This window comes from Pseudodesulfovibrio indicus (assembly GCF_001563225.1).
In the GTDB taxonomy this organism is placed as follows: domain Bacteria; phylum Desulfobacterota; class Desulfovibrionia; order Desulfovibrionales; family Desulfovibrionaceae; genus Pseudodesulfovibrio; species Pseudodesulfovibrio indicus.
On record NZ_CP014206.1, the window covers coordinates 2,760,409 to 2,779,168 of the forward strand.

The following is an 18,760-nucleotide window of genomic DNA, read 5'->3' on the forward strand; positions in this document are numbered from 1 at the left end:
CTAGGACAATGGTCATGAACGATTTCCGCCTGCAATCCGATGCTCTTATCATCGGCTCCGGCATAGCCGGGTCCGTAGCCGCCCTGACCCTGGCAGACCAGGGCCGCGACGTCATCATCATCACCGCCGCGACCGATCTCAAGGCGGGCAACACCTCCCTGGCCCAGGGCGGCATCGTCTTCCAGAACGAGAACGACGATCCCAAGATTCTGGAAAAGGACATCATGACCGCCGGGTGGAAGCACAACTACGCCCGGGCGGTCCGGTTCATCGCCCGCAAGGGCCCGGAAGTACTGAAGGAAGTCTTTCTCGAAAAGTACAAGATACCGTTCAACCAGCGGACCCCGGGCGACTGGTACCTGACCCGCGAGGGCGGCCACTCCCTGGCGCGCATCCTCTACTGCGACGACCACACCGGCCGGAACATCATGGAGGTTTTGTCCGAGGCGGTCCTGGCCCACCCGAACATCCGGGTCCTGACCCAGCGCACGGCCATTGACCTCTTGACCACGCAGCATCACGCCAAGCACTTGGATTTCAAGTACGATCTCTCCAACCACTGCGTCGGGGCCTATGTCTTCAACGACCAGGTGGGCAAGGTCGAGACCATCCTCTCCAAGTTCACCCTGCTGGCCACCGGCGGCATCGGGCAGATATACCTGCACACCACCAACACCTCGGGCTCCATCGGCTCCGGCCTGGCCATGGCCCATCGCGCGGGCGCGCGGCTGATGAACTGCGAGTACGTCCAGTTCCATCCCACGGCGCTCTACGGCGGCACCAAGCGCGGCGAACGAAGGTTCCTGGTGTCCGAGGCCGTGCGCGGCGAGGGCGCGGTGCTGGTCAACTCCAAGGGCGAACGGTTCATGCCCCGCCACGACCCGCGCGCCGACCTCGCGCCCCGCGACATCGTCACTCGGGCGATCATGGACGAGATGCTCGAAACGGACGACGACTCCGTGTACCTGGATTGCTCCGGCATCAACAAGGACGTCAGCCAGCGGTTCCCGACCATCTACGAGCGGTGCCGCAAGATGGGCATCGACATGGCCTCGGACCCGGTCCCCGTGGTCCCGGCGGCCCACTATTTCTGCGGCGGCATCCTGGTGGACACCCGCTCCCGCACCACCCTGGACCAGCTTTACGCGGCCGGGGAATGCAGCTGCACCGGCGTGCACGGCGCCAACCGGCTGGCCTCCACCTCGCTGCTCGAAGGCATGCTCTGGGGCTATGCCGCGGGCCACGATATGGCCGCCCGCCTCAGCCGCTCGTCCCAAACCCTCAGCCGCAAACTGTGCGACTCCATCCCCGACTGGGTCCCCCACGGCATCCGCGACGAGGACCCTGCGCTCATCGCCCAGGACTGGGCCAACATCCGCAACACCATGTGGAATTACGTTGGCGTGGCCCGCACCGGCAACCGCCTCAACCGCGCCTTCGCCGACCTGCGCAAGCTGACCAAGAATCTCCAGGACTTCTACCGCGAAACCGAGCTGTCCAAACCCATCATCGACCTGTTCCACGGCTCTCAGACAGCCTACATCATCACCCTGGCCGCCCTGCGCAACACCCAGACCAAGGGCTGCCATTTTCGGGTGGACTAGACGGCTTTACCGGATCGACAACCCGCATCCCGGCCACCAATCTTCCAGCCCTCGTGCACCAACAGTGCGCGGGGGCTGAAACTTTTCCTGCGCCCGACAACACAATATTTTTCATCAACCTCCCTTTCGCCCCCCTCGATGGCCGGCCCCGCCCAACTCGTGACCCTGGCGCGCCGCGCCCATCCGTAGTAGGCTCCCGGAAACCGCCGGAGGTCTTCATGCGCGCCCCTGTTTCCCGTTCCAACACCCCGCTTTTCCGCCTTTTCTCACTGGTCGCCTGCCTCTTCCTGCTCCTGGCGGCGGGCTGCTCCACGCAAAGCGGGACACAGGGCTCTTCGCTGCGTTCCGAGGACGGAACCGTCCGCAAACCCTTGCAGGACAAGGAGTCTGGAGAAAGTCTAGATAATCTTAAGACTTTTCGAGGACTCTTTTCCGCCCGAAAGGGGGGCGGCGTACTGACCCTTTGCGGGTCCGGAAACGAGCTGAAGGTCCAGGACAGGACCGAAGGCGGGCTGGAGGCTGTGGTGCGCGAGTTCGCCCCGTCGCCAGGGGACGTCTTTTTCGTCGAGTTGCTCGGGCGCCGTGTGGTGCGGCCGCCCCACGACCGGACCCAGGGCGCATTTCCGGTCCCGCCGGAGGTGCAGCTGACGGACGCCGTGGTCTTCGAAGCGATCCACGCCTCCTTCGTCATGGAGAGCCTGGGGTGTCGCGAGCAGTATTCCACATTCAGCTTCAAGGCGCGGGGCAACGAGCCGGGATGGATGGTCCTGGCCGAGCCGGGCAGGATGAGCTTCAACGCCATGGACCTGGCCCAGCCGTTTCTGTTCCGCAATGTGGAGCGGACCGGGGACGACGACAACGCCGAGTACCGGGCGGACGGGATGACGCTGACCGTGACCAGGGGATGGTGCCGGGACACCATGTCCGGCGAGCTGTTCGGCTGGACGGCCGAGGCCGAGGTGGACGGGACGGTCTACCGGGGCTGCGCGGTCCGGGGCGACCTCTGAGCGCCCTGCCCCGCTACCTGCGCCAGAATTCCGGCACGAACAGGATGATGACGGTGTAGATTTCCAGACGGCCCAGGACCATGCAGAAGGTCAGGACCCACTTGGCGGTGTCCGGCATCCAGGCGAAGTTGTCCGTGGGGCCGACCCCGCCGATGCCGGGGCCGATATTGCCGATGCAGGCCAGGGAAGCGGCAAACGAGGTCACGGCGTCCACGCCCGTGGCGGCCACGATGAAGGCGGCCAGGACCAGCAGCCCCACCCACAGAATGGCGAATCCCCAGACGCCGCTGATGACATCGTCCTTGACCACGGTGCGGCCCATCTTGACGTGACTCACGGAGCGCGGATGGATGAGTCGGAACAGCTCCTGGTAGGACTGCTTGAAGAGCAGCATGATGCGCATGACCTTCATGCCGCCGCCCGTTGATCCCGCGCACCCGCCCACGAACATGCAGAACAGGAGGATGGCCTGGGCCAGCCCCGGCCACAGCTCGTAGTCCGCCGTGGCGAACCCGGTGGTGGTCAGGATGGAGGCCACCTGGAACGAGGTGTAGCGCACCGCGTCCGCCGCGTTGTCGTAGTTCCCGGCCGCGTAGACGGCCACGGTGATGACCGCGATAAAGACCAATACCATGATTGAAAAGACACGGAATTCCGGGTCTTTGAACATGACGGAGGGCCGCCACTTGAGCAGCAGGTAGTGCAGGGAGAAATTCACGCCCGCGATGAGCATGAACACGGTGATGACGTAATCGATATAGGCCGAATCAAACCCGGCCACCGAGGCGTTCTTCGTGGAGAATCCGCCCGTGGCCATGGTCCCGAAGGTGTGGCACAGGGCGTCGAACAGGTCCATGCCGCCGAACATGAGCAGCACGGTTTCCACCGCGCTGAACAGGACGTAGACCTTCCACAGGGTCACGGCCGTGTCCTTGATGCGCGGCTTGAGCTTGTCCGGAGACGGACCCGGAACCTCGGCCTTGTAGAGCTGCATGCCGCCCACGCCCAGGAACGGGAGGATGGCCAGGGAGAGCACGATGATGCCCATGCCGCCGAGCCAGTGGGTCAGGCTGCGCCAGAAGAGCAGCCCCCTGGGAACGGCCTCGATGTCCGCCAGCACGGACGAGCCGGTGGTGGAAAACCCGGACAGGGACTCGAAAACGCAGTCCACCACCGAATTGAAGGTCCCGCCCAGCAGGAACGGCAACCCGCCGAAGGCCCCTGCCGCGAACCAACCCAGTGCCACGATGCACATGCCCTCGCGGTGGGTCATGATGGAGTCCTTGTGCGACTTGTGGCGGAAAAGCAGGAAGGCGGATCCGCCCACGGCCACGGTGATGGCCATGGACAGCGCCAGCGGCGTGGCGGTTCCGTCGTCGTAATAGAGTCCCCAGGCCAACGGCAGGACCATGGTCAGCCCCACGCAGGCCACGAGCGCCCCGATGACGTGCAGCACGTACCGCCAGCGCATGCTAGAAGAACTCCACCTTGGTGGTCAGGACCTTCTCGACCTTGGGGATGTTCTGGCGCGAGGAAATGATGATCAGCCGGTCGTTGGGCTCGACCACGGTGTCGCCGCGCGGGATGATCACGTCGTCGCCGCGCTGGAAGCAGAGGACCAGGCAGCCGCGCGGAAACCCGAGGTCCTTGACCGTCTTGCCCACGATGGGGGAATCCCCCTGGGCCACGGCCTCCAGGGCTTCGGCCTCCTCGCCCTTGATGGACACCGAGGACATGATCTTGCCCCGCCGGATGTAGTGCAGCAGGGAGTTGATGGCCGACAGGCGCGGACAGACCACGTAGTCGATTCCGATGGGCTCGATGAGCCGCATATAGCCGAAATTATTGACGCGGGTGACCGTCCGCTTGGCCCCCAGGCTCTTGGCGAGCAGACAGGACAGGATGTTGGTCTCCTCGTCGCCGGTCACGGCGATGACCATGTCCATGTCCTGGATGTTTTCCTCGCGCAGGATCTCCTGGTCGGTGGAATCGCCCATGAGCACGATGGGCCGGTCCAGGTGCTCGGAGAGGTATTCGCAGCGGCTCTGCCGATTGTCCAGCAGCCGTGTGTGGTAGTATTTGTTGTCCAGCGCCTTGGCCAGCCGGAAGCCGATGTTGCCCCCGCCGATGATGAGCACCTTGCGCACCGGGTCGTCCACGATGCCGAGTCGCGTCAGGATATCCTCCTGCTCGCGGATGTCGCAGACGAAATAGACCAGGTCGTCCTTTTTCAGCACGTCCAGGCCGCTCGGGATGATCAGTTTGCCGTCGCGGACGATGGCCGCGATGACCAGGTTCAGGTCTTCGCCGATCTTGTCGCGCAGGTGGATGAGCTGGCTGCCCATGACCGGGCTGTGGTCCGGCAGGTGGATGCCGATGAGCCGGATCTTGCCGCCCGCGAATTCGTTGATCTCCACCGCGCCGGGCACGCTCATGAGCCGCAGCACCGAGTTCACCACCTCTTCGTCGGGGTTGATGATCTTGGTGATGTGCGCTCCCCGCTCGGTGAGCAGGTGCTTGTAATCCGTGTACATCTCGCTGCGCACGCGGGCCAGCTTGGTGACCCCCTCGGAGAGCAGGTTGGCGTAGTAGCAACAGATCAGGTTGATCTCGTCGGAGTCGGTCACGGCCAGCAGGATGTCGGCGTCGGCTATGCCCGCCTCCTCCAGGACGCGCGGGCTTGAGCCGGACCCCAGGATGGTCTGGACGTCGGACAGTTCGGCGATCTTCCGGAGCGCATCATCGTTCTTGTCGATGATGACGACTTCCTTGTTTTCCACCGCCAACCGTTGCGCAAGATGAAACCCGACCTCGCCGGCCCCGATGATGATTACCCGCAATGAGAACTCCTCCGTTCCTTGAAAATCCCCATTCTTCTACGCATGTTTTCGCCCCAACGCAACCGGACGGCAAGCGTTGCGGGCCAATGATTTCCGGCCATTAGAAAAGACGAGCGGCCCGGAAAACCCGGTGCCGCCCGCCTTGGCAATCCGGTTTTCCTAGAGAATCGCCTGCTTGACCGCCTCGATGCCGACCTTGTGCAGCATCCGGGCGGAGCGCATGCGGGTGCCGCCGTTCTCCCGGTAATAATCCAGGAACCGGCGGACCAGTTCGACGGCCTCCTCGCGGGTCAACCCGTCGGCCACCTCGTCGGCGATGCGCGGGCGGCCCGAGGCGTTGCCGCCCACCACCAAGGTCCACCCCTTGGGCTTGCCGATGAGGCCCACGTCCCGGACGTAGCTCTCGGCGCAGCACATGGGGCAGCCGGACACGCCCACCTTGAGTTTGGCGGGCAGTTCCGCACCCACGAACATCTCCTCCAGCTCCAGGCCGAGGCCAAGGGAGTCGCGCACCCCGAGCTTGCACACGGCGGTGCCGGGGCAGGCCTGCACGTAATGCACGCACAAACCGACGGCCGGACCGATGTCCATCTTGAGATCGTCCCAGACCTGGTCCACCTGCTCTTTTTCCAGCCCCACCAGGGCGATGCGCTGGCCCGAGGTGATCTTCATGATCGGAATCTCGAACTTGCGCGCCACCCGCGCCAGGGCCTCCAGCACGTCGGGCGTGACCAGCCCGACCGGGGTCCTGGGGACGATGGCGTAGGTTTTCTTGTCGCGTTGCAGTATCGCGCCCTTGGGCGTCTCGTCCGACATGGCTCCTCCCTTGCTCTAACGTTCCCCGCCGAAAACGGCGTCCTTCACGGCTTCTATGCCGACGCGCTCCACAAACCGTGCGGTGCGCTCCTTCACCTTGCCATGCTCCGCGTAAAACGCAAGGGCGCGGGAGATGATTTCGAACGCCTCCCCCTCGGTCACGTCCTCGGCCAGGATGTCCGCCTTGCGCACCCGCTTGCCGCCGTTGCCGCCGAAAGAGACCGTCCAGCCGTGCTTCCTGCCGAACAGCCCGACGTCGCGGACCATGGATTCGGCGCAGCACATGGGGCAGCCGGACACGCCGGTCTTGAGCTTGGCGGGCAGGGTGAACCCGGCCAGCACCCGCTCCAACCGGTCCGCCGCGCCCATGGAGTCCTGCTGGCCGAGCTTGCACCCGGCCGACCCCAGGCAGGGCTGGACCTTGTGGGCAAAGCAGTCGCCCACCAGCCCCACGGCCTCGACCACCTCCCTGAGCGCCACCTCGGGAACGTTGTCGATCATCATCCGCTGGCTGGCGGCCAGCCGTACGCCGGGCAGCCCGTATTTCTCCACCGCGCGGCTCACCGCGTGGAGCAGCGCCGCGTCCATCTGGCCCAGCCGCATGCGCGGAACCACAGTGTAGGTGCCGTCCTTGCGCGCGCGGACCGCGCCCTTGGGCAGCCCCTCAATGTATTCTTCAATGCTCATAGCGTGTTGCCCGTCCTAGATCGGCGGCGCGATGTGCACCAGCACGCGCATGTCGGTGATAGCCCGGACGCCGTGCTGCTCGGCGATCTGCGAGACGAGGACGTCGCCGGGGCGGGCGGGCATGGTCGCGCCGTCCGCGCCCAGGAACTCGCCCTCCCCTTCCAGAATGGTCAGGGTCAGCTCCCCTTCCAGATCGTGGGAATGAACGGGCAGCTTCTGCCCGGCCTTGAAGTTGAAATTGATGACCTTCATGAACTCCGACTCGTGGGCCAGATAGTTGGAAAAGGTCAGGTCCTTGAAACCGTGGACTTCGAACAGTTCGATCTTCTTCATGATGCTTCCTCCTACAGCCCGAATTCCACGGGCACCGTCGACAGGACGGCTCCGTTTCGGGCCACGGTGACGCGCTCGGTGGGTACGGACTTGCCCGCCCGCCGAACCGCTTCGTTCAGGATGGCGCTCATGCTGGAGCAGCAAGGCACTTCCATCTCCATGACGGTGATGGATTTGAGCTCGTTTTCAGCGATGATGTCCGCCAACTTCTCTACGTATTCCATCTGGTTGTCAAACTTGGGACAGCCCATGAGGACCACCCGGTCCGGCACGTACTCGCCGTGGTAGGACGGCATGGCCACCGGCACGCAATCCGCGGTCAGGAGCAGGTCCGCGCCCTTGAGAAACGGCGCGGTGGGCGGCACCAGCCGCAGCTGCACCGGCCAATGGGACAGGGCCGAGCCCTGCTGGGCGGCGGGGACGTTGGCCTTGCCGCAGGGGGTCAGGGATTGCAGGGCAGCGCCGGGGCAGCCGCCGGGCCTGGGGCCGCCGGACCCCATGCGCAGGCTCTCCGGGTCGGGCATGTGGTCCGGGACCTCGCGGCCCTGGGCCTTGAGGTGCTCGGTCACCGCGGCGGGGTCGAAATCGGCGGCCTCGCGGACCACCACCTTGAGCGCGCCCGTTGGGCAATCGCCCAGACACGCGCCCAGGCCGTCGCAGTAGATTTCCTTGACCAGCCTGGCCTTGCCGTCCACGATGGCCAGCGCGCCTTCGGCGCAGGCGGGCACGCACTGGCCGCAGCCGTTGCACAGTTCCTCCGTGATGGTGATCATCTTGCGCTTGCTTATCATTTCTCTATCCTCTCGTTTTATTGAATTGATTTATATCCTGGCCACACCGAGAAAGACGGCGTGGAGGGTCACCGCGAGGACGATGAACAACGCCCTGGCGGTTCGATTCGAAAGCCCCGGAAACACATACCCGATCTGCCGATGCGCGCAGGCGGAGACGCAATCCCCGCACAGGGTGCAGGACAGGCCGGGTCTGCCCCGCTCCAGCCCGCTTTCATCGAGGGCGTTGTAGCGGCAGCGGGTGAGGCACGCGCCGCACCGGGTGCAGTCCGCGCCTATGCGGATGCGCCAGGGCGACAGCCTGCCCAGAATATTGGCGACCAGCCCCATGGGGCACCAGGTCGTGCAGTGAACCATCATGCCCCGCCGCCGGGAGACCAGGACCATCATGGCCACGCCGCCCAGGCCGAACGCGGCCCCGAAGAGCACGGCGGTGGCGCCCGGGACGCCGAAGGCGCGCAGGGCCAGGGCAACGCCCACGGCCAGGACCAGGCTCGCGCCGCGCCCCAGCACGCTCAGGCGGCGCAGCGTCGCGGAAGGCGCGGGCCGGGGCCCGAGACGGCTCATGGCGTCGTCCCACGCCCCGATGTAACACAGGTGGCTGCACCAGGCCGGGCCGACCAGGGCCAGGGTCACGCCGAACAGGATCAGCATGAAGAAGCCCGCACCCCGGAAGACGGGACCGGCCACGATCAGGGCCGGGACCGGCAGATGCAGGGTCCCGGTCATGAGCATACGGTCCATGCCGGACAATCCCAGGGCCAGTTGCAGGAAGAACAGCGCCGAAAACAGCCCCCAGATGCGCGGCCGGACCCTGCGGTGGCCTGCGGGGGAGGCCATGAGCGAGCCTATCCACTGCGCGTAGAACCCCAGCAGGAATATCTCCAGCCACCCCCAGCCCGGCAGATAGCGGTCGGCCAGGAGCACCGGGAACGGGGCCTTGGCTCGAACCAGGGCCAGGGTGAAGACCGTCAGGATGAAGATGGCCGCGCGGGGCCAGGCCCATTCCCGATCCCGGTCAAAGAAGCGGTCCAGGCGAGGGCCGAGCAGGAGCGCCATAGCCAACCCGTCCAGCAGGATGACGATGCCCATGATCAGGGCGAGGCGTCCCCAGGGAAGCCCGAAAGCCTGGCGGAAAGCGACGAGATCGACCGTGATCTGCGCCCAGGCCAGGCCGCCCCACAGCAACGCCGCACCACCGACCAGCCGCACCCACCCCTGGCGGGTAAACAACAGCCCGACCAGAGCCGCGAAGAACGCGGTCAGGCCGAAGTCCCCCTGGCGCAACGCGTGCGCACCGAGGAGCAACAGGGCCGCCGACGGCAGAATCAGGCGGTATGAATTCAGGGTTCCGTTTTCCATGGCCCCACCATGAACAATTTTTTTGACGCCAACCATGACTTAGGTCAAATTGAGCGTATCTCATTAAATTATGGAGAAAATGATAAACATGAAAAAGCTGGACGCGGTTCGGGACGTGATCTTCTTTGACGGACTGCCCGACGACATCCTGGAACGGCTCGCGGAGATAGCGGTTCTGAAGCGGTACGCCAAGGGCGAGACCCTGTTCCTGGCCGACGCCGAAGCGGACGGCTTCTACGCCCCGGTCAGCGGACGGGTGAAGGTCTTTCGCACCTCCCCGGCCGGAAAGGAACAGATTCTCCACATCTTCGGCGCGGGCGAGGCCGTGGGCGAGGTACCGGTCTTCGAGGGCGGGACCTTCCCGGCCCAGTGCGAGGCCGTCGAGGACTGCGACGCCCTCTTCTTCCCCAGGCGGGACTTCCGCCGCATCCTCCAGGAGGACCCGGACCTGGCCATGAAGATGATGGCCATGCTCTCCCAGCGCATGCGCTCCCTGGTCCACAAGATCGACGACCTGAGCCTCAAGGAGACCCCGGCGCGGGTGGCCGCCCACCTGCTGCTCCTGCGCTCGTCCACGGATTCCGACACCTTCCGCCTGGACCTGCCCAAGGGGCAGATCGCCCTCTACCTCGGCACCATCCAGGAGACCCTGTCGCGCATCCTCAAGCGGTTCTCCGAGGACGGATTGATCGCCATGTCCGGCCGCGAGATCACCGTGCTGGACCGGGACGGGCTGCGGGACATCGCCGAGTCCGGCAAGTAGACGCAAAAAGGGGGCCTTTCGGCCCCCTCGCTCTTCATTCCCTACCGGATGCGCCTAGTGGTCGTACTGCTTGGCGTATTCGGCGTCGTTGTACATCCCTTCCCCGTAGAGATCCTTGCCGTAGTCGGCGATGAGCTTCTGCCCTTCGGCGGAGCCCACAAACTCGATGAACGCCATGGCCACGTCGTGGTTGGGCGCGCCCTCGGGCACGGCCAGGGCGTGGTAGGTGTTGATCAGCATGGGATCGCCCCGGAAGAGGATGGTCAGGTCGGGGACGTCCTTCTTGCCCGCAACCCAGGTGGAGCTGTCGGTCATGAAGTAGCCGCCCTCGGCGTTGGCGCGGAGCAGGGTGGCCATCATGAAGTCCTTGGTGACCACGTACCACTTGCCCTCGGGCTTGATGCCCGCCTTCTTCCAGACGGCCAGCTCCTTCTTGTGGGTGCCGGAGTTGTCGCCGCGCGACAGGAACAGGGCGCCCGCCTTGGCGATGCGCGCATAGGCGTCCGCCGCGTCCGCGGCCTTGGCGATGCCCGCCGGGTCGTTCTTGGGACCGACGATGTAGAATTCGTTGGAGCCGATCAGGGTGCGCCCCACGGCCCAGCCGTCGGCCACGGCCTTCTTCTCCGCCGCCGGGGCGTGGACCATGCACAGATCCACGTCGCGGGCCTGGAGCAGGCTCAGGGATTTGCCGGACCCGGCCTTGACCCAGCACATGGTCGTGCCGTGCTTGGCATTGAAGTTCTCGGCCAGGACCTTGAGCATGCCGAGCTCGCCGGGCGAACCGGTGGCCAGCTTGTAGACCTTGGCGGTGTCGCCGTAGGTCTCGGTGCAGGTGACCTCGCCGGCCTGGGCCGAACCGAGAAGGAGCAGAAACAACAGGGAGATCAAAAGCAGTTTTTTCATAGTCTAACTCCGTAACTGGTTTAAATGACGCCCAGATTACAGATTATCATTATGCACGGCAAGACATATTGATCTTTTCTATGATTCAGCACAAAGACGGCGCGGGCCAACGCAAAAAGCCCGCCGCACGGATTGTGCGGCGGGCTGCAATATTGCGGCGAATTACGGCTATTCCGCGATCTTGTTGACGGCGGTCTGGAGGCGGGCGATGCGGCGCTGGGCCTGGCGGGAATGGATCACATTCTTGCGCGCGGCCTTGTCCAGCACGGAGCTGGCTTCCTTGAGCAGCTCCTGCGCCTTGGTGGTATCCTTTTCCTCGATCGCAAGACGAACGGCCTTCACGGTGTTCTTGATGCGGGTCTTGGAAACACGGTTGCGGGCGCGACGCTTCAAGCTCTGACGATGCCTCTTCATGGCGGACTTGTGATTAGCCAAGGTAATTTCTCCTGATCGATTTGATATCGTAAAAATACGTTTGTTTGTAATTCTTCCCGAAGGGAGAGCCTTTTATATGGACTCTCCTCCCGATGTCAAGCCTTTTCTGATCTGAGGAAACACTGAATGATTCCTCTTTCGGGAAGTGCTGAAGAATTTTTCGCAGCAACGAAGCCAGCGGGCAATTATTCAGTGCTTCCCAACACTATACCTGCAGGGCGTTGAAGTCGGCCAGCCGTCCGAGCCGGTCCACCAGCGCCTTGAGCAGGTTGAGACGGTTCAGCCGCACGTCGGCGGCCTCGCACATGACCATGACGTTGTCGAAAAACCCGTCCACGGCGGGACGCAGCTCGCCGAGCAGGCCGAACAGCCCGTCAAAATCGCCGTTCTCCCAAAGGTCGTCGAAGCGCGGGCCGAGTTCCTCCAGCTTGGTGCCGAAGGCGATCTCGTGCTCGTCCTCGAACAGCTCCGGGTCCACGGCCCCGGTCAGCGGTTCGCCCGCCTCGTCGCCCTGCTTGCGGATGATGTTGGCCGCGCGCTTGAAGGTCAGCACGCTCTGCTCGAAGTCGTCGCGCTTGCTGAACACGGCCAGGGCCGCGAGCCGCGCCTTGAGGGTGCGGATGTCGCTGAATCCCGCGCCGATGGCGGCGTCCACCACGCGGGTGTCTATGCCCTGTCCGGTGAACAGGGCGCGCAGCCGCTGGGCGAAGAACTCCATGAGCTTGTCCAGGGACTCGGCCTGGTCTCCCTTCCATTTCACGCCGGAGTAAGCCTCCTGAGCCCACCTAAGGAAGGTCTCGAGGTCCACGTCCAGCTCGTGCTCCATGATGATCCGGGCGATGCCCAGGGCGCAGCGGCGCAGTCCGTACGGGTCGTTGGCCCCGGTGGGGACCTTGCCCAGGCCGAAGCAGCCGGCCATGGTGTCCGCCTTGTCGGCCATGGAGACCAGTGCGCCGGACAGGGAGGACGGCACCGGGGTGTCGGGACCGGCGGGCAGGTACTGCTCGTAGATGCCCTTGGACACGATCTCGCCCTTCCCGGCGCGTTCGGCGTAGATACCGCCCATCTTGCCCTGCAGCGAGTCGAACTCGATGACCATCTCGGACACCAGGTCCGCCTTGGCCAGACGCCCGGCCAGGGCGTACTTCTCGATCTCGCCCGGCAGGATGGACTTGGACTCGCCCAGGGTCTCGGCCAGCTTGGCGCACAGGGTCTCTATGCGCCGGGACTTGTCGCCCACGGAACCGAGCGGGCCGAGGAAGACCACGTTCTCCAGCTTGTCCAGCCAGGTCTCGAACTCCACCTTGCAGTCCGCCTCCCAGAAGAAGCGGGCGTCTTCCAACCGGGCCTTGAGCACGCGCTCCCACCCCTTCTTGACCAGGGACACGGCGGTGGGCTCCAGGTTCAGGGTGGTCAGGAAGTGCGGCATGAGGTTGCCGTCGGCCCCCTCCACGCCGAAGGACTTCTGGTGGGACTGCATGGAGGTCAGCAGGACCTCGCGCGGCAGTTCCAGATACCGGGGGTCGATGTCGCCGATGAGCGGCTTGGGGTATTCCACGAGGTTGGCCACCTCGTCGAGCAGTCCTTCGTTCCAGACGATCGCGCCGCCGAGCTCGCCGGCCAGCCGGTTGCCCTCGTCCACGATGGTCTTCTTGCGCTCCTCGGGGTCGATGACCACCTTGCACTGGTCGCGGACCACGGAAAAATAGTCGCTGACCGAACCGATGGAGAAGGGGCCGGGGCCCATGACCCGGTGTCCGCGCGTCTCGCGGCCCGAGGTCAGGTTCTCGACGGTGAATTCCACCACCTCGTCGTCCAGCAGGGCCACGAGCCAACGGACGGGACGGCCGAAGGCGAAATCGTAGTTGCCCCAATGCATCTTCTTGGGAAAGGACAGGGACTCGATGCACTTGATGCAGACCGAGGGCAGGATGTCCACGGTCTTGCCGCCGCCCACGGTCTTCTTGGCGGCCAGGTACTCGCCCTTGCCGGTCTCCATCTTGAACAGCGCGGACTCGTCCACGCCCTGTGTCTTGGCGAACCCCTGCCCCGCCTTGGTCAGGTTGCCCGCGTCGTCAAAGGCGATGCGCACCGGCGGGCCGGTGACGGTCTCCTCCTCGGCGCGCTGGGTCAGGGCCAGGGAGGGAACGTGCGCGGTGATCCGGCGCGGGGTGGCGTAGCACTTGACGCCCCCGTTCTCGACCATGGACTCGGCCAACCCTTTGGCAAAGGCTTCCTCAAGCTCCGCCGCCAATTTGGGGACGAAGCGGGCGGGCATTTCCTCGGTTCCGATTTCCAGAATGAATTCGGCCATCTTACTTCTCTTGTGTAGGCGATTGTTCGACGCTGCCGCCGGTTACTTCTTGAGCATGGGATAGCCCATCTCTTCCCGCTGGTCCGCATACAGCCTGGCGATCTTGGAGGCCAGGTTGCGCACGCGCCCGATGTAGGTGGCGCGCTCGGTGATGGATATGGCGCCCCGCGCATCCAGCAGGTTGAAGGAGTGGGAGCACTTCAGGCAGTAGTCGTAGGCGGGCCAGGGCAGCCCCTCCTCGCACAGCTTGAGGCACTCGGCCTCGAACTTGTTGAACAGGTCGAAGAGCATGTCCGCGTTGGACAGCTCGAAATTGTACTTGGACATCTCGACTTCGTTCTGGTGGTAGACGTTCCCGTAGGTGATGGTGTCGTTCCACATGAGGTCGTAAACGGATTCCTTCTCCTGGAGATACATGGAAATGCGCTCCAGACCGTAGGTGATCTCCACGCTGACCGGCTTGAGGTCGATGCCGCCCACCTGCTGGAAGTAGGTGAACTGGGTCACTTCCATGCCGTTGAGCCAGACCTCCCAGCCCAGGCCCCACGCGCCGAGCGTCGGGGATTCCCAGTCGTCCTCCACGAACCGGATGTCGTGGGCCGCGGCGTCGATGCCGATCGCGCGCAGGGAATCGAGATACAGCTCCTGGACGTTGTCCGGGGACGGTTTCAGGATGACCTGGAACTGGTAGTAGTGCTGGAGCCGGTTGGGATTCTCGCCGTACCGGCCATCGGTCGGGCGGCGGGAAGGCTCCACGTAGGCGGTCTTCCACGGCTCCGGGCCGATGACCCGGAAGAAGGTGGAGGGGTTGAACGTCCCCGCGCCGCATTCGATGTCCATGGGCTGGACCACGGCGCAACCGTAATCCGCCCAGAACGCCTGCAATTTCAGTATGACATCCTGAAAGTTCATTCTGTACTCCAACTCATACCTTTTTATACATGCCGCCCTCCCAGGAGAGTCCCAGGTGGTAGGCGACGAAGAGTTCGATCAGCTGCCCGGCCTGACGCCGAACCTCGGCGTCCATGGATACGGCGCACCAGTCCGACGGGCTGCTGTGCTGTATCCAGTCCAGGGCGCGCAGCACCCCGGCGGAAATCGGCCGAGCAAGTCCCTCTAACGGTTTCCCGTCCGAAAGACAAGTCCGGCAGACCACTTGGCCCCGTTCCACGTTGAACCGGTGCCCGTCCGTTCCGGTCAGCGGACGCCCGCAGTTGCCGCAGGACAGGAAGTCGGGCGTATAGCCCATGTCGAAGGCCAGCTTGGCCCGGAAGAGCCAGGGGGTGAAATCGCTGCAACCGCCCCCCTTCTCCAGGGAATGGAGGGTCTCCAGGAGCAGTTCGTAGGCGGGCCTGGCGTCCGAGGGGTCGATCTCGACGGCCTCGACGAACTTGACGCAGTTGACGGCCAGCCCGGTCTGGGACGGGTTCCGGCGCAGTTCTGGAAAATTGTGCAGCAGGGTCCCCTCTTCGAGGACGGTGTAGGTGCCGGTTTTGTTGGTCCCGATGGTGAACAGGACGTGGCTCAGGGGGTCGAGGCAGCCCACGAACCGGCGGCGGGAACGGCTGCCGCCGAAGGCGAAACCGTTGAACACCCCGCGCGAGGGTGTCAGTATCCGGACCCAGAGATCGGCCTCCCGAAAACGTCCGACCTTGAGTACGAGACCTTTTTCGGTGGCGCTCATGCCTGTTCCGATCCGCGCGGCGCGGCTACATCCCGAAGGTCAGGGTCTGGATGTTGCTCTTGTTCGAGTCCAGGGGATACGGCTGGCCGTTGTAGGTCACGGTCACGCCCGCCACGTTGCCGATGCGGATGCGGCGCGGGCTGTTGAACATCAGCCGCAGCGGCTCGCCCTTGCGGAGCACGAAATCGCGGGCCAGCTTGTTCTCCTCGCCCCGCCACACGCCGATCCAGCACCCCTTGTCCGTGGTGGCGCGGATGATCAGCACGTGGGCGTACTTGGCCTCGGCGGGTACGCCCTCCTGGGTGATGGCCGCCTCTTCGTCGGCCCCCTCCTCGGCGGCGGCCGGGGCGGGCTGCGCGGGCGCGGCGGGAACCGGCTTGGTCTCCGCCTTGGCAGCGAGTTTGTCCGCAGACTTTTCCTCGGGCTTGACCTCGGGTGCGGCCTGTTCCGAAGCGGGCAGGCTTTCGGCGGCCTTGTCCTCGGCGGGTTGCTCGCCTTCCACGGCGGGCTGGGCTTCCTGCCCTTCCGGCGCGACCTCGGCCGGCGGTTCGGGCGCAACGGGCGCTTCCTCGGTCCGGACCGCGGGCGCGGGCTGCACCGGCTCCGGGGTCTTGGCCCGGTTCAGGTTCAGGACCAGGATGATCACGGCGCAGCACAAGGCCACGACGATGAGGATGGACGGCCAGACGGAACGCTTGCGCCCGGCGGCCGGTTCGTTGCCCTGAAAGGCCTTCTCCGCGTTGGGGGAGACGTCGTAGGTGATGTCCGTGGATTCCGGCTCGGTGAGACGGAATTCGCGGTCCACGACCATGGAAAGTTCGTCCGGGTCAAGGCCGAGCAGTCGCGCGTAGCTCTTGACGAATCCCTTGGTGTAGACGGGATGCGGCAGGCTGGAGCGGTCGCCGCTCTCCAGGGCGAGCAGGATGACGCGGCTGATCTTGGTGGCCTCCATGACCGTCTTGATGGTCAGCCCCTTTGCCTCACGTTCGCGTTGCAGGGTTTCGCCGAGTTCCTGAAAGTTCATTGGGCTACTCCGTTGTCGGGCTTGAGTGAATCATCCATGTACACGATGACCGAGCTGCGCTTCAACTTTTCGAAATACTCGGTGAACACGGTCTCCCGCTTTTTCTGCATCAGGTCATTATAGATGCCGTCCCGGACTTCCTCCAGGGGGACCATCTTGTCCTCGTCTATCTTCACCGGGGAAAGCAGCGCTTCCCTGCCCTGGATGGTCAGGGGCTGGCCCACGCCGCCCTGCTTGACCCCCTGCAGGGAATCCTTCCATTCCTGGGCCAGGTCGTTCCAGCTGAGTTCGCCGATGGAACCGCCCTGCTCCTTGCCCGGACCGACGCTGTACTTGGTCACGGCCTCGGCAAAGGTGACCTCACCGGACTCGATTTCATCGCGGACCTCGACGGCGGACTTTTCGGGCGGCAGGAGAATGATGGCCAGCTCGACCATCTTGTCCATGGTGTAGTCGCCCTTGCGCGCCTCGTATTCATCCTGGATCTCGGTGTCGGTGACCAGGACCTTGCTGTTGACCATGTGGCCGATGAGTTCCTGCTTCTCCAGGATACCCTTGAGGCGGGTCCGGAACTCCTCCATGGTCAACCCGTCCTCCTTGACCACCTCCTCGAACTCCTCGAGGGTCAGCTCCCGCTCCTTGCGCACCCGCTCGATCTCCTTGTCCATGACCTCGTCGGTCACGTCGATGCCGAACCTGTTCACTTCCTGCTTGATGAGGATGTCGTTGACCAGGTTCTCCAGGGCCTGCTTGCGCAGTCCCTCGAGCTGCTGCTGCTCCTTTGCCGAGAGCTGCCGGTCGCCGATCTTGTCGAGCACCGGCTTCATCTCTTCATCCAGGTCGTACTGGGTGATGATGGAATCGTTTATCTTTACCAGGATGCGGTTGATGACCGTATCGTTCGCCTGCGATGCGGCAGGCCATAGCATGAGCATGGCTCCCATGAGCAAGGAAAGTACTTTAACCACGCATTCTACTCCTTGAAATGGCGGGAGAGAAACCCCTCTCGCCGGAATCGTTGTCGGATTCTAGTCGGTTTGCGCCGAGTATGCAACGAGCGGGCCGATCAGATGCCCGTATCCTCGCCGACCTGATCCAGGGGGATGGTTTCGTCGCCCTGGCCGGGCTCCCCCAGACCGTCGTGCATGCCGCCCTGCTCGGCGTCGGACTCGACGCCCGGTTCCTCGGGCATCACGTCCGGCTCCACCGCCTCGGGTTCGGACTCCCGTCCGTCGGGAAGCATCTCCACGGGCGGCACGTCGTCGCTGTTTTCGGCGGCGTTCAGCAGATGTTCGCTGACCTTGATGTCCGCCGAGGCCAATGCACCGGAAAGCCATTCCTCGAAGGCATGCTGAAGCTTCTTCTCCAACAGCGCTTCCTCGACCAGCGGGTAGGCCTGGGCCGGGGGCAGGACCTTGGCCTCGCTGCGCTCCAGCAGGACCAGGGCCTCGAACCCGAAGCGGTCCGTGAGCACGTCGCTGGCCTGACCCGGCTTGAGCCCGCCCAAAGCGTTGCGCCAGGGGGCGGAGAGCCGCCCTTCCCGGACCACCACCTCGCGGGTCTCGACCTCGCCAAAGGCCGTGGCCAGGTTCACCTGGTCATGGTCCTTGAGGTATTTTTCCACGGCCTTGACCACCAGCTCCCGGCTGGGGCCGCGCACCACGAGAACGCGCAGGCTCTCGGGCAGGTAGAAATCGGAAATATGGTCGCGGTAGTATTTCTCGGCCTCTTTGTAGTCGATCTTGATCTGCGCCCGCAGAACCTGGTGAAAGAACTTCTTCTGGGCCAGGTAGTAGCGCAGTTGGCGGCGCCACGCCTTGAGGTCGATATACTCCTCCACCAGGACCTGGTCGAAGGCGCCCTCCGGGTAGTCCTTGCGCACGGTCTCTTCGGCCTCGCGCAGCTCCTCGTCAGTCACGGCCAGGTCGCGGCGTCCCAGCTCCTGGACCACCAGCTCCTGGACGATGAGGTCCGCCAGGATCTCGCCGTACTCGTTGCGCAGCTTCTCCACGCTGGGGACATAGGTCCCGACGCTGTCCGCCTGGAACTGATCGTGCTGGAACTCCAGCTGGGTCAGGTAGATGGGCTCGCCGTTGACGCGGGCCACTATGCCCATGTCGTCGGAATCGCCGGAGCACGCGCCCAGCAGGAACGCCAGAAGGAGCAGGACCGATATATTGCGTAGCTTGATCATTCG

At 64.4% G+C, this 18,760-nt stretch carries 18 protein-coding genes; 3 read left to right on the plus strand and 15 right to left on the minus strand.

What is annotated here, in order from left to right; translation table 11 throughout:
- The first annotated feature begins 14 nt into the window (after positions 1-14).
- Both nadB and AWY79_RS18835 read left to right on the plus strand, forming a co-directional pair.
- Complete coding sequence (gene nadB, locus AWY79_RS12475; protein WP_199533817.1) at positions 15-1,604, plus strand: L-aspartate oxidase; 1,590 nt, start codon at positions 15-17, stop codon at positions 1,602-1,604.
- Between the two features lie 218 nt (positions 1,605-1,822).
- A complete protein-coding gene (locus tag AWY79_RS18835) occupies positions 1,823-2,611 on the plus strand; it encodes a COG3650 family protein (RefSeq protein ID WP_133987349.1) in 789 nt (262 codons plus the stop codon).
- Between the two features lie 13 nt (positions 2,612-2,624).
- Here the strand turns inward: AWY79_RS18835 and AWY79_RS12485 are convergent, their stop codons facing one another.
- The 7 genes from AWY79_RS12485 to AWY79_RS12515 form a co-directional block, all read right to left on the minus strand.
- Positions 2,625-4,082 carry a TrkH family potassium uptake protein gene (locus AWY79_RS12485; RefSeq protein WP_066804414.1) on the minus strand — a complete coding sequence of 486 codons (1,458 nt, stop codon included), beginning with the start codon at positions 4,080-4,082 and terminating at the stop codon, positions 2,625-2,627.
- 1 nt (position 4,083) lies between these two features.
- Positions 4,084-5,451: a Trk system potassium transporter TrkA gene (gene trkA, locus AWY79_RS12490; RefSeq protein WP_066804417.1), complete on the minus strand. Its 1,368-nt coding sequence runs from the start codon at positions 5,449-5,451 to the stop codon at positions 4,084-4,086.
- A 159-nt stretch (positions 5,452-5,610) separates the two neighbouring features.
- Complete coding sequence (locus AWY79_RS12495; RefSeq protein WP_066804420.1) at positions 5,611-6,267, minus strand: nitrite/sulfite reductase domain-containing protein; 657 nt, start codon at positions 6,265-6,267, stop codon at positions 5,611-5,613.
- A gap of 15 nt (positions 6,268-6,282) precedes the next feature.
- Complete coding sequence (locus tag AWY79_RS12500; RefSeq protein WP_066804423.1) at positions 6,283-6,954, minus strand: nitrite/sulfite reductase domain-containing protein; 672 nt, start codon at positions 6,952-6,954, stop codon at positions 6,283-6,285.
- Between the two features lie 15 nt (positions 6,955-6,969).
- Positions 6,970-7,287, minus strand: coding sequence for a cupin domain-containing protein (locus tag AWY79_RS12505; protein WP_066804426.1), 318 nt, complete (start codon positions 7,285-7,287; stop codon positions 6,970-6,972).
- An 11-nt stretch (positions 7,288-7,298) separates the two neighbouring features.
- On the minus strand, positions 7,299-8,078 hold the full coding sequence (locus AWY79_RS12510) for an ATP-binding protein (RefSeq protein WP_066804429.1): 780 nt from the start codon (positions 8,076-8,078) through the stop codon (positions 7,299-7,301).
- Between the two features lie 30 nt (positions 8,079-8,108).
- On the minus strand, positions 8,109-9,440 hold the full coding sequence (locus AWY79_RS12515; RefSeq protein ID WP_066804432.1) for a 4Fe-4S binding protein: 1,332 nt from the start codon (positions 9,438-9,440) through the stop codon (positions 8,109-8,111).
- An 88-nt stretch (positions 9,441-9,528) separates the two neighbouring features.
- On the opposite strand from AWY79_RS12515, the gene AWY79_RS12520 reads away from it, so the two are divergent.
- Entirely contained in the window at positions 9,529-10,203 is a 675-nt protein-coding gene (locus AWY79_RS12520; protein WP_066807214.1) for a Crp/Fnr family transcriptional regulator, read from the plus strand.
- A gap of 54 nt (positions 10,204-10,257) precedes the next feature.
- On the opposite strand, the gene AWY79_RS12525 is transcribed toward AWY79_RS12520, so the two are convergent.
- From AWY79_RS12525 to AWY79_RS12560, 8 genes are all read right to left on the minus strand, one after another.
- Positions 10,258-11,106 carry an ABC transporter substrate-binding protein gene (locus AWY79_RS12525; protein ID WP_066804438.1) on the minus strand — a complete coding sequence of 283 codons (849 nt, stop codon included), beginning with the start codon at positions 11,104-11,106 and terminating at the stop codon, positions 10,258-10,260.
- A gap of 168 nt (positions 11,107-11,274) precedes the next feature.
- Complete coding sequence (rpsT, locus tag AWY79_RS12530) at positions 11,275-11,541, minus strand: 30S ribosomal protein S20 (protein ID WP_066804441.1); 267 nt, start codon at positions 11,539-11,541, stop codon at positions 11,275-11,277.
- 205 nt (positions 11,542-11,746) lie between these two features.
- Positions 11,747-13,855 (minus strand): glycine--tRNA ligase subunit beta, encoded by a 2,109-nt coding sequence (gene glyS / locus AWY79_RS12535; RefSeq protein WP_066804444.1) that lies wholly within the window; start codon positions 13,853-13,855, stop codon positions 11,747-11,749.
- A 42-nt stretch (positions 13,856-13,897) separates the two neighbouring features.
- On the minus strand, positions 13,898-14,767 hold the full coding sequence (gene glyQ / locus AWY79_RS12540) for a glycine--tRNA ligase subunit alpha (protein ID WP_066804447.1): 870 nt from the start codon (positions 14,765-14,767) through the stop codon (positions 13,898-13,900).
- 13 nt (positions 14,768-14,780) lie between these two features.
- Positions 14,781-15,539, minus strand: a complete 759-nt coding sequence (recO, locus tag AWY79_RS12545) for a DNA repair protein RecO (RefSeq protein ID WP_066804450.1) — start codon at positions 15,537-15,539, stop codon at positions 14,781-14,783.
- 25 nt (positions 15,540-15,564) lie between these two features.
- Entirely contained in the window at positions 15,565-16,563 is a 999-nt protein-coding gene (locus tag AWY79_RS12550; protein WP_066804453.1) for a helix-turn-helix domain-containing protein, read from the minus strand.
- Positions 16,560-17,531, minus strand: coding sequence for a SurA N-terminal domain-containing protein (locus tag AWY79_RS12555; RefSeq protein WP_066804456.1), 972 nt, complete (start codon positions 17,529-17,531; stop codon positions 16,560-16,562). The genes AWY79_RS12550 and AWY79_RS12555 overlap by 4 nt, the downstream gene beginning before the upstream one ends.
- A gap of 98 nt (positions 17,532-17,629) precedes the next feature.
- Positions 17,630-18,757, minus strand: a complete 1,128-nt coding sequence (locus tag AWY79_RS12560; RefSeq protein ID WP_066804459.1) for a peptidylprolyl isomerase — start codon at positions 18,755-18,757, stop codon at positions 17,630-17,632.
- Positions 18,758-18,760 lie beyond the last annotated feature (3 nt).